Raw genomic sequence first — 10,895 nt, 5'->3', positions numbered from 1 at the left:
AAATTGGTTGCGCGGGATGCCGGCCGAGCCGGTGCTGATGCGAGCTGGTTACCGAATGGATCGGTCTGGCCGATCAGGCGAGCGAGTTCGGCAAGAGGATCGTTGTCGGTCTTTTGCTGGGCGTAGGTTGCGCGGGTCTCTTCGTCATCCGCCGGGAAGGGTCGGTCGTGGTATCGATCGGTCATGTGATGTCGCGTCCCATTCGGGAAAGCCGCCAAAACCCGCTTACGCAGACGATAAGCCGCTCTCAAAAGCCGCTACAGATCCCCAATCTGACCGGCCGTCCCCTATCGCATCTCGTCCGGCGCTGTGACGCCGAGAATGGCAAGCCCCGATGCCAGTACCGAGACGACGCCCTGAACCATCGCCAGTCGCGCCCTGCTAATCTCTGCATCATTATTGATAATGAAGCGTAAATGAGGCGCATCACGCCCGCGCGTCCAGTGTGCGTGAAATTCACTGGCCAGCTCGTACAGGTAGAACGCGACGCGGTGCGGCTCGTGCGCCAGCGCCGCGGCTTCCACGGTTCGCGGAAACAGCGCCAGCCGGCGAAGCAGATCGAGTTCGGCCGGGTCGGTCAGCCGCTCGACCGCGGCATCCTTCAGGAACGCAATCCGTGCATCGGTCGCCTCCGGTAGATCCGGGAACAGTTCGCGAGCATTGCGGAAGATCGAGTGGCCCCGGGCATGACCGTACTGCACGTAGAACACCGGGTTGTCCTTGGACTGCTCGATGACCTTGGCGAGGTCGAAATCGAGCACCGCGTCGTTTTTCCGGAACAGCATCATGAAGCGGACGGCATCCGAGCCGACTTCATCCACCACTTCACGAAGCGTCACGAAATCGCCGGCCCGCTTGGACATTTTCACGGGCTCGCCATTGCGTAGCAGGCGAACCAGCTGGACGATCTTGACGTCGAGCGTGCCCTTCCCGGCGGTAACGGCCTGCACGGCAGCCTGCATCCGCTTGATGTAACCGCCATGGTCGGCGCCCAGCACGTCGACCAGGGTCGGACAGCCGGCATCGAACTTCACCTTGTGATATGCGATATCGGAGGCGAAGTACGTATAGGAGCCGTCCGACTTCAGCAGGGGCCGGTCGACATCATCACCATACGCCGTGGCGCGGAACAGCGTCTGCTCGCGGTCTTCGTAATCGTCCACCGGCGCGCCCTTTGGCGGCGGCAGCCGGCCTTGGTACACGTCGCCCTTGGCGCGCAGGAAATCGATGGTGTCCGCAACCCGATTGCGCTCGCCTTCGATGAGCGACCTTTCGGAGAAGAACACCTCGTGGGTGATCGAAAGAGCGGCGAGATCGCCCTTGATCATCTCCATCATCATCGCGATCGACTTGGCGCGAACGATCGGAAGCCACTGCGGCTCAGGCATTTCTTTCAACGCCGAGCCGTGCTCGGCCTTCAGCGCCTGTCCGACCGGCACCAGGTAATCGCCCGGATACAGTCCTTCCGGAATCTCGCCGATAGTCTCCCCCAGCGCCTCGCGGTAACGCAAGAACGCGGAGCGGGCCAGGACGTCGACCTGCGCGCCGGCATCGTTGATGTAGTACTCGCGGGTGACGTTGTAACCGGCGGAGTCCAGCAGATTGGCCAGTGCGTCGCCGAACACGGCGCCGCGGCAATGGCCGACGTGCATCGGGCCGGTCGGATTGGCGGAGACGTATTCGATGTTCACCCTCTCGCCGTTTCCAATCCCGGAGCGTCCATAACCATCGCCAGCCGCCAGGACGTCCCGCAGCGCCTGTGCCCACACGGCCGTCTTGAGGGTCAGATTGATGAAGCCAGGGCCGGCAATCGCCACCTCGGCGATCTGCTCTTCAGCCCGCAGCTTCTCGGCGATCTTGTCGGCGAGATCGCGCGGCTTGGCCTTGGCGTCCTTGGCCAGCACCATCGCGGCGTTGGTCGCCATGTCGCCGTGGGAGGCGTCCTTCGGCGGCTCGACCACGATGCGCACAAGATCGATCCCGGCCGGCAGAGCCCCCTCGCCGATCAGTGCGGCGCAGGCCGCGTGCACGCGCGACAGAACATGGGCGAAGAGATGCGTGGACGTGGTTTGATCGGACATGTCTGCAATGGGATTGAAAGGCGGCCATTTGGCCGGTCCGGCGCCGCCTAACGCAATTCCGGGGTCGAGTCAAAGAGCCGCTGATGCTCGTTCAAGGCGTATCGGTCCGTCATGCCGGCGATGAAGTTGCGGATGCGGCGGAAGCGGTCAGCCTCGCACTCGGCCACAGGCCCGTCGGCCGGTAGCCAGTCGGACGGCAGATCGGCCGGATGGTCGCAATAGCGCTGGAACAGGTCTGCGACGATCGCCTCGGCATCGCGCATCACCGCCATCACCCGCTCGGCGCGATACATATGCGTCCAGAGGAAGGCCTTGATCTCCTTTTCGGCCGCCGTGATCTCCGCCGGGAATGCGACCATCGCGGTCGCGGCTTGGCGCACCTGCTCGGGCGATCGCGGCGCTGCCGCTGTCAGCCGCCGAATCGTCTCGGCCGTGACGGCCCGGATCAATTGCGAGATCAGTTCCCGCACCAGCTCGGCACCCCTCCGGCTCTCTGCCAGACCGGGATACCGACGATCGATATCGGCGATGATGTCGGCCGCCAATGGCACGGCGCGCACGTCGTCCACCCGGAACAGCCCGGCCCGCAGGCCGTCATCGATGTCGTGGGCATCATAGGCGATATCGTCGGCGATCGCCGCCACCTGGGCTTCGAGCGACGCGAAGCTCCACAGTTCGAGATCGACGCGCGCGTTGAATTCAGCGATCCCCGCAGGCACGCCACGCTCGGCGTAGCGCGGCAGCGGCCGGCCAGACCTGTCGGTCAGCGGACCGTTGTGCTTGACCACCCCCTCCAGCGTCTCCCAGGTCAGATTGAGCCCGTCGAACTCCGGATAGCGATGCTCCAGCGCGGTCAGCACCCTCAGCGTCTGGGCGTTGTGATCGAACCCGCCGTGATCGCGCAGGCAGGCATCCAGCGCGCGCTCGCCGGCGTGGCCAAACGGCGGATGGCCGAGGTCGTGCGCCAGCGCCAGCGTCTCGGTGAGGTCCTCGTCGAGCCCGAGCTGACGCGCGATCGCCCGCGCGATCTGGGCGACCTCGAGACTATGGGTTAGCCGGGTGCGGTAGTGATCGCCCTCGTGGAAGACGAACACCTGGGTCTTGTGCTTGAGCCGGCGGAACGCGTTGGAGTGGATCACGCGGTCGCAATCGCGCCGGAACGCGCTGCGGTTGCTGCTCGCCGGTTCGGCGAATTGCCGGCCGCGGCTGCGGTCCGGATCGCAGCCATAGGCTGCGCGAGGAGCTGCCATCCCGACCGACACGCTGAAGCTATCCCTGACCCGTTTGATTCTCGATTGCAGTGCACTTAACTATGGCTTGCATGGAAATCCAATGACGGCACAATCCCTGTTCGGGATATGGAGCAACAGATGACCGACACCAGCGTCACCATCAGCGAGCGCGCGGCGCGCCGGATCGGCGAAATCCTCAAGGGCGAAGGCGCCGGCGCGATGCTTCGCATCAGCGTCGAAGGCGGCGGCTGCTCCGGTTTCCAGTACAAGTTCGACGTGGATCGCGCCAAGACCGACGACGACCTCGTTATTGCGCGCGACGGCGCTGTGGTGCTGGTCGATTCCGCATCGGTCCCGTTTCTGACCGGCTCCGAGGTCGACTTCGTCGACGACCTGATCGGCGCATCGTTCCGGGTCAACAATCCCAATGCGACCGCGTCCTGCGGCTGCGGGACCAGCTTCTCGATCTGAGCGCGGCACCCCTCGCCCGCGGCTTCCGCACGTATTCGCCGGGAGACCTCGGTCAGAGATCTCCCGGCTGCAGATGGCCGAACGAGCTGGGTTGCGCCCGGCTTACCAACCCCGGCGGCTGCCTACGAGAACGTGCCCGTGGTGCCCGCCAGATTGGTACACATCGTTCCCTTGAACGGGCCGTTGGTCGGACCGACCTGATACTCCTTGAAGACGGCCAGGCCGCCCGGATTGCTGAGGTTGGTGATCGTCGTCGGCAGATCGAAGTTGGCGGCGTTGCCGGTCGAAATCACGCCGGTGCCGGCTTCGTTCTTCACCACCGCGTTGGGTGACAGCGCCGCCAGCAGCCCGTTGGAGGTCACGGCCTTCTCGACCAGACCGAACGTACCGTCGGCCAGCGAGCTCACCGCCATGTTCTTCACCGTCCAAGTGCCGTCGACATTGTAGGTCACGTTGAACGTCGTGAAGCCCGGCGTCGCGTCGCAGAGCGCGGCGTTGATCGACGAACTGGTGAAGTTCATCACCGTGCCGGCCGTGTAGCTGCCGGTCTGCACGTAGAACTTGATGATCGGCTGACAGTCGAGATTGTTGTTCGGCTGAACCGTCACGAAGTTCGACAGCGTGATCGCTCCGGACAGCGACTGAACCGCGGAGCCCGCATTGTAGTTGGTGAGCACCGGGTTGAAGGTCGGCGTGACGATACGAAACGATCCGGCCTGCGGGCCGGCGGTATAGGCTGGAACGGACAGCCCCAGCGACGGCGACACCGTCATGTTGGTCGTGTTGTTGGTCTGTGGACCGCCGGACGCCGAAGTGAGGTTGATGGCCTGGATCGCCGCCAGTTGACCGGACGGCTGCCCGACCTGCGGCGGCTGCACCTGCTGCTGGACGCCCGCATAGTACTGCAGGATCATCGTGAAGGTGAGGACCGCCCCCGATGTGCTGTAGGGCAGCAAGGCCTGACTATACAGGCTGTTGGTGTAGACCTGCTGACCGCCGGAATACGCGGCGGGCTGCTGGAAGAAGAAGAAGTTCTGCAGCACGTTGCTGTTGTTGGTGACGTTGATCGTAATCGTCGTCGGCATTTTGACCTCCTGCCGGATCGATCCGGCCCCAGGTTACCGCTGGCCTGAATCAACCAGCCACTACAACTTATGCGTGCATGTCGTGGCGAGCGAAGACTTCTTCTTGCGCTCGGGGCAACCGACAGCCGAGGTCGCTTGCGCCCGATGCAAGGAACACTAAGGACGCTTTTCCTGGATCAGAACGGACTGAACGAAAGCGGCGAGTAGCGCTTTGGACTGATCGCTCAAGGCCGCTTCGGCCTGTCGCATAGTTGAGAGAAATCCGGATTCTGGACGCCCTGGACATGTCGCATCCGACGCCGGAGCGCCGATGGCGCCGTCACCGTTCAAGAACCAATCAAGGGAAATATCCAGAGCGCGACACAGCAGCACGACGTGCTCGACGGACATCGGCGCGTTGTTTTTCCAGCGGGTGATGGTGCTTTCGTTGACGCCGATCGCAAATGCCAGCGCGTGCTGCTTGGTCATGCCGCGCAGCCGCATCGCCTGCACCATCCTCTCACCGCGGCTGGACATCCGACGCCCTGCAGACACATACGCCACAACCTGGACGTGCATATCCTATTCCGAGGCGAAATCAGACTCGTGAACATACGAGGATGCGGCAAGGCACCGTCGCCACCATACGCGGCTTCACCGATTACTCCGCCGCGGTCGCGTGAGGTCGGACATCCTCGCTGACATCTTCGAGTTGCGGCTCGAGCCCACGCTTCAGGCGACGATCGATCTTGTCGAGATAGATGTAGATCACCGGGGTGATGAACAGCGTCAGCAATTGCGACAGCAGCAGGCCGCCGACCACTGCGACGCCGAGCGGCTGGCGCAGTTCGGCGCCGGCACCCGCCCCCAATGCGATCGGCAGCGTGCCGAAGATTGCCGACAGCGTCGTCATCATAATCGGTCGGAAGCGCAGCAGCGCCGCCTCGCGGATCGCGAGTTCGGCCGACAGCCCGACGCGGCGCCGCTCCAATGCGAAGTCGACCATCATGATGGCGTTCTTCTTGACGATGCCGACCAGCATGACGATGCCGATCATCGCGATCACCGACAGCTCCATGTTGAACAGCATCAGCGTCAGGATCGCGCCGATGCCGGCCGACGGCAGGCCGGAAATGATCGTGATCGGATGGATGAAGCTCTCGTAGAGGATGCCAAGGATGACGAAAGCGGCGAACACCGCGGCGAGGATCAGCACGCCCTGCCCGCGCAGGCTCTCCTGGAACACCTGCGCAGTGCCGGAGAAGCCGGTAAAGATAGTCGCCGGCAAATTCGCCTCGCGCTCCACCTGGGTGATGCGATCGACCGCTTCGCCAAGCGAGTGGCCTTGCGCGAGATTGAACGAGATCGTCACCGCGGGCTGCTGGCCCTGGTGATTGATCTGCAGTGCGCCGATGCTCGGCACCATCCGCGCCACGGCTTCGATCGGAATGGTCTGGTTGTTGGCCGTCTTCAGATACAGCTTCGACAGATCGTTCGGATCGACGCGAAACTGCGGCTGCACCTCGAGGATGATCTGGTAATCGTTGGTCGGCGTGTAGATCGTGCCGATCTGCCGCGAGCCGTAGGCGTTATAGAGCTGGTTGCGGACCTGATCGACAGTGATGCCGTAAACCGCGGCTTTCTCGCGATCGATCTCGACGGTCATCTGCGGGTTGCGGATGTAGAGGTCGGTGGTGACGTCGAGCAGGCCCGGCAGCTTGGCGATCTTGTCGCGCATCTCGGGCGCGAGCCGATACAGCGCCTCAGTGTCGCTCCCCTGCATCACGTACTGGTATTGGCTCTTCGAAATACGTCCGCCGATGTTGAGGTTCTGGATGCTCTGGAAGAACGCTTGGATGCCGGGCACCTGAGCTGCCTGCTGGCGCAACCGCGAAATCACCTTCGGCGCGGGATCGCGTTCCTTGATTGGTTTCAGGCCGACAAACAGCCGGCCGTAATTGGCCGTGGGATTCGGACCGCCGGCGCCGACCGTGCTGTTGATGTAGTCGACCGCCGGATCTTCGCGGAGGATCTGCACCAGCGCGAGCTGCCGCTCCTTCATCGCCTCGAACGAGGTGTCTGTCGCAGCCTCGGTGACGCCGATCAGGAAGCCGGTGTCCTCCTGCGGAAAGAACCCCTTCGGCACCACCATGTACAGATAGATCGTGCCGCCGAGCGTCGCGAAGGTCACCAGCAGCATCAGGAATTTGTGCGCCAGCACCTTGTCGAGCGCCCATTCGTAGCCGCGCAGCCAACCGGCGAACATCGCCTCGAAACCGCGCAGCACGATGTTCTCACGCTTGGCCGGATCGTGCGCCTTGAGCATCCGCGCGCACAACATCGGCGTCAGCGTCAGCGACACGAAGCCGGACACCAGGATGGCGATCGAGATCGTCACCGCGAACTCGCGGAACACCCGGCCGACGATACCGCCCATCAGCAGCACCGGGATGAACACCGCGATCAGCGACAGCGTGATCGAGATGATAGTGAAGCCGATCTCGCGCGCGCCCTTCAGCGCCGCCTCGAACGGCCGCATGCCGTCCTCGATGTGCCGCATGATGTTCTCGAGCATGACGATGGCGTCGTCGACCACGAAGCCGACCGACAGCGTCAGCGCCAGCAGCGTCATGTTGTTGATCGAGAAGTCGAGCAGGTACATCACGGCGAAGGTGCCGAGCAGCGAGATCGGCACCGCCAGCGCCGGGATGAAGGTCGCCGAGGCCTTGCGCAGGAACAGGAAGATCACCAGCACGACCAGCACCACGGCGATCGCCAGCGTCTCCTGGACGTCGAACACCGCCTGCCGGACCGAAACGGAACGATCCATCGTCACCGTCATCTCGACCGACGGCGGGATCTGGGCACGTAGCGACGGCAACCGCTCGCGCACCAGATCGACCACCGCGACGGTGTTGGCGTCGGGCTGCTTCTGGATCGCCAGCACGATGGCGCGGTCGTCGTTGAGCCAGGTGGCGAGCCGGTCGTTCTCGACGCTGTCGTAGATCCGCGCGACTTCGTCCAGCTTGACCGGCGAGCCATTGCGCCATGCCACCACGATCTGGCGATAGTCGGCGGCCTTGTCCATCTGACCGGAGGCCTGCAGCACGAAGTCCTGCTTCGGACCGCTCATGGTGCCGACCGGGGTTGAAGAATTGGCGCGTGCGACGGCGGCACGAATGTCTTCGAGCGATAGGCCACGCGCGGCCGCCGCTTCAGGATCGGCCTGCACCCGAACGGCGAATTTCTGCGGCCCGTAAATCACCACCTGGGCGACGCCGGGGATCTGCGACAGCGCCTGGCCGATGGTGATGTCGCCGTATTCGTTGACGGCCGACAGCGGCAGCGTCGCCGAACTCAGCGCCACGAACAGCACCGGAAATTCCGCGGGGTTCACTTTGCGGAAGCTCGGCGGCGTCGTCATCTCGATCGGCAGGCGCCGCTGCGCGATGGTCAGCGCGGTCTGCACGTCGAGCGCGGCCGCGTCGATGTTGCGGCCGAGATCGAACTGGATGGTGATGACCGAGGTGCCTTGCGACGAGTTCGACGACATCGACGAGATGCCGGCAATGGTCGAGAGCTGGCGCTCGATAATGCCCGCGACCGACGCCGCCATGGTGTCCGCGCTGGCGCCCGGCAGCGTCGCCGTCACCGCAATGGTCGGGAAGTCGACCTTGGGCAGCGCCGACACCGGCAGCAGCCGATAGCCGAACAGGCCGAACACGATCAGCGACGCGGTGATCAGCGTCGTCATCACCGGCCGGCGGATGCACAGCTCGGAGAGCGTCATATCAGGCTCCGGCCTTGCGGCTGCGCGGCTCGACCTTGGTGCCCTCGGATAGCAGCAGCTGGCCATCGGTGACGACATTCTCGCCGCCCGACAGACCTTCGGTGATCACGCTCTCGCCCATGTGGGTCCGGCTGACGCTGACGTGCTGCACATGGGCCACGCCGTCGCGAACCACGAACACGAAGTTTCCGCTCTGGCTGCGCTGGACCGCCACGGTCGGCACTGTGACGGCGTCCTCGCTTCGCACCGTCAGTCTGGTGTTGACGAGGGTGCCCGGCCACAGCGTCTCGTTGCCGTTGTCCATGATGCCGCGAACCGTCACCATGCCGGTGGTCGCATCGACCGTGTTCTCGACCATCGCGACCGTGCCCTGCTCCGACCGGCCGCTACCGGGGATGGTGGCCGTGACGCTAGCCGTATTTGCCTTCATCGCATCGCGCAGATCGCCGAGCACACGCTGCGGCACAGCGAACGCGACGTAAACGGGGGCCATCTGATTGATGGTCGCGAGCGGCGCCGTATCCGCGGGACGGACGAAGTTGCCGACCTTCACGTTGGCTGCGCTGATGCGGCCGGCAAACGGCGCGCGGATCAGCGTGTAGCTCTTCTGAACCCGCAAATTGTCGAGCGCCGATTGTGCAGCTTTGATCGTGCCGGCGAGAATGTCTGCCTGGGTCTTGGCATTGTCGAGATTGACCTGCGTGGTCGCTCCCTTCCCGATCAGATCGTTGAAGCGGCGCAGATCACGTTCGGCGCCGGCAAGCTGGGCGCGATCGCGTGCGAGGTTTCCTTCCGCCTGTTCGATCTGGGCGTCGATCTGTCGCGCGTCGAGCGTGAACAGCAGATCGCCTTCGTTGACCCGCGCCCCATCTTCGAAATGCACACTGACGATCGTGGTCTCCAGCCGCGACTTCAAGGCGACGCTAGAGATGGGGACCACCATTCCGATCGCATCGACATCGACAGGAACGGACTTGCGCACGGCCTTGGCTGCATCGACGGCGACCACCCGGGCTGGTGGCGCCATCTTGGTCGCGGCTTGCTGAGACGACCAATAGGGCCGCAATTCGTAAGCTGCAAAGCCGCCGGCGGCGAGCAAGATGGCGATGATGATCCAGCGTCGCTTCGTCATGACACTCCGTGTCAGCCCGTTGCGGGGCCGCACCGTTGCCCGTCCCCGCTCCCTTGAATTTAGCACTCGATTTTACAAAGACTTATCACAGCGGGCGGCGCCATGGTATGCCAGCCGCCGGATATATTGCCACGGGTACCTTGATGCGGATTGCGACCTGGAACGTGAACTCGGTGCGGCAGCGGCTGGACCACCTGCTGACCTGGCTGCAGGACTGCCAGCCGGACGTGGTCTGCCTGCAGGAGATCAAATGCGTCGACGAGGCGTTTCCGCGCGAGCCGATCGAGGCCCTCGGCTACAACGTCGTCACCCACGGCCAGAAGACGTTCAACGGCGTCGCGCTGCTGTCGAAGCATCCGCTCGAAGAAGCCACGCCGCGGCTCGCTGGTGACGAATCCGACGTCCATGCCCGCTTCCTCGAGGGCGTCATCTCGCTGAAGCGCGGAGTCGTCCGTGTTGCCTGTCTCTATCTGCCTAACGGCAACCCGGTGGGGAGCGACAAATATCCCTACAAGCTGAGCTGGATGTCGCGACTTCTTCAGTACTCGAAGGAGCGGATGAAGACGGAAGAGCCGCTGATCCTCGCCGGCGACTTCAACGTCATCCCGCAGCCCGAGGACGTGCACAACCCGGCCGCTTGGGTCGACGACGCGCTGTTCCGGCCGGAGACCCGCGAGAGCTTCCAGGCCCTGCTCGGCCTCGGTCTCACCGACGCCCTCCGCGCCACTACGGACGCGCCGGGGCAGTACACTTTCTGGGATTATCAGGCGGGCGCCTGGCAGAAGAACTGGGGCATCCGCATCGATCACCTGCTGCTGTCGCCGCAAGCCGCCGACCGCCTGCAGGGCGTCGGCATCGATAGCTATGTGAGGAATTGGGAGAAGCCGTCCGACCATGTGCCGGTGTGGGCGGATCTGGATTTGGAGACGGCGTAAGGTGTCTGACCTGCCTTGACGTTCCCCGGACGCTGCGCAGCGCCGCTGTTGCGGCGTGGTGCGCTGCAGATACGGGGGCCTGGTTAGTTTAGGCAGCAACCGGGGTCCCGGATCTGCGGCGCAGCGCTTCGCGCTGCACCTTGTCCGGGACACGGTTGTTAGTTTCTGGACAGTTTAAGCGAGACGCGAC

At 63.9% G+C, this 10,895-nt stretch carries 8 protein-coding genes and 1 pseudogene; 2 read left to right on the top strand and 7 right to left on the bottom strand.

What is annotated here, in order from left to right:
- The 3 genes and pseudogenes from ACOJTD_RS19165 to ACOJTD_RS19155 form a co-directional block, all read right to left on the bottom strand.
- Positions 1-185 (bottom strand): annotated as a pseudogene (locus ACOJTD_RS19165) (SPOR domain-containing protein); the annotation flags it as partial.
- Between the two features lie 102 nt (positions 186-287).
- Positions 288-2,081 (bottom strand): arginine--tRNA ligase, encoded by a 1,794-nt coding sequence (gene argS, locus ACOJTD_RS19160; RefSeq protein ID WP_420134459.1) that lies wholly within the window; start codon positions 2,079-2,081, stop codon positions 288-290.
- A gap of 47 nt (positions 2,082-2,128) precedes the next feature.
- A complete protein-coding gene (locus tag ACOJTD_RS19155) occupies positions 2,129-3,343 on the bottom strand; it encodes a deoxyguanosinetriphosphate triphosphohydrolase (RefSeq protein WP_420134458.1) in 1,215 nt (404 codons plus the stop codon).
- A gap of 108 nt (positions 3,344-3,451) precedes the next feature.
- Between ACOJTD_RS19155 and erpA the strand changes: the two genes are divergently transcribed.
- Positions 3,452-3,784, top strand: a complete 333-nt coding sequence (erpA, locus tag ACOJTD_RS19150; protein WP_420134457.1) for an iron-sulfur cluster insertion protein ErpA — start codon at positions 3,452-3,454, stop codon at positions 3,782-3,784.
- A 122-nt stretch (positions 3,785-3,906) separates the two neighbouring features.
- Here the strand turns inward: erpA and ACOJTD_RS19145 are convergent, their stop codons facing one another.
- From ACOJTD_RS19145 to ACOJTD_RS19130, 4 genes are all read right to left on the bottom strand, one after another.
- A complete protein-coding gene (locus tag ACOJTD_RS19145; RefSeq protein WP_420134456.1) occupies positions 3,907-4,869 on the bottom strand; it encodes a hypothetical protein in 963 nt (320 codons plus the stop codon).
- A gap of 156 nt (positions 4,870-5,025) precedes the next feature.
- Positions 5,026-5,364, bottom strand: coding sequence for a helix-turn-helix domain-containing protein (locus ACOJTD_RS19140; RefSeq protein ID WP_420134455.1), 339 nt, complete (start codon positions 5,362-5,364; stop codon positions 5,026-5,028).
- A gap of 145 nt (positions 5,365-5,509) precedes the next feature.
- Positions 5,510-8,638, bottom strand: coding sequence for an efflux RND transporter permease subunit (locus tag ACOJTD_RS19135; RefSeq protein ID WP_420134454.1), 3,129 nt, complete (start codon positions 8,636-8,638; stop codon positions 5,510-5,512).
- Between the two features lies 1 nt (position 8,639).
- The gene (locus ACOJTD_RS19130) at positions 8,640-9,770 is read right to left on the bottom strand and encodes an efflux RND transporter periplasmic adaptor subunit (protein ID WP_420134453.1); all 1,131 of its coding nucleotides are present in this window, start codon (positions 9,768-9,770) and stop codon (positions 8,640-8,642) included.
- A gap of 143 nt (positions 9,771-9,913) precedes the next feature.
- Between ACOJTD_RS19130 and xth the strand changes: the two genes are divergently transcribed.
- Entirely contained in the window at positions 9,914-10,705 is a 792-nt protein-coding gene (gene xth / locus ACOJTD_RS19125) for an exodeoxyribonuclease III (RefSeq protein WP_420134452.1), read from the top strand.
- Positions 10,706-10,895 lie beyond the last annotated feature (190 nt).

Source organism: Rhodopseudomonas sp. (assembly GCF_048594845.1).
Taxonomy (GTDB): Bacteria; Pseudomonadota; Alphaproteobacteria; order Rhizobiales; family Xanthobacteraceae; genus Rhodopseudomonas.
The sequence above is the reverse complement of the archived record's forward strand: the minus strand, read 5'-3'. Positions and strand labels throughout refer to the sequence as shown.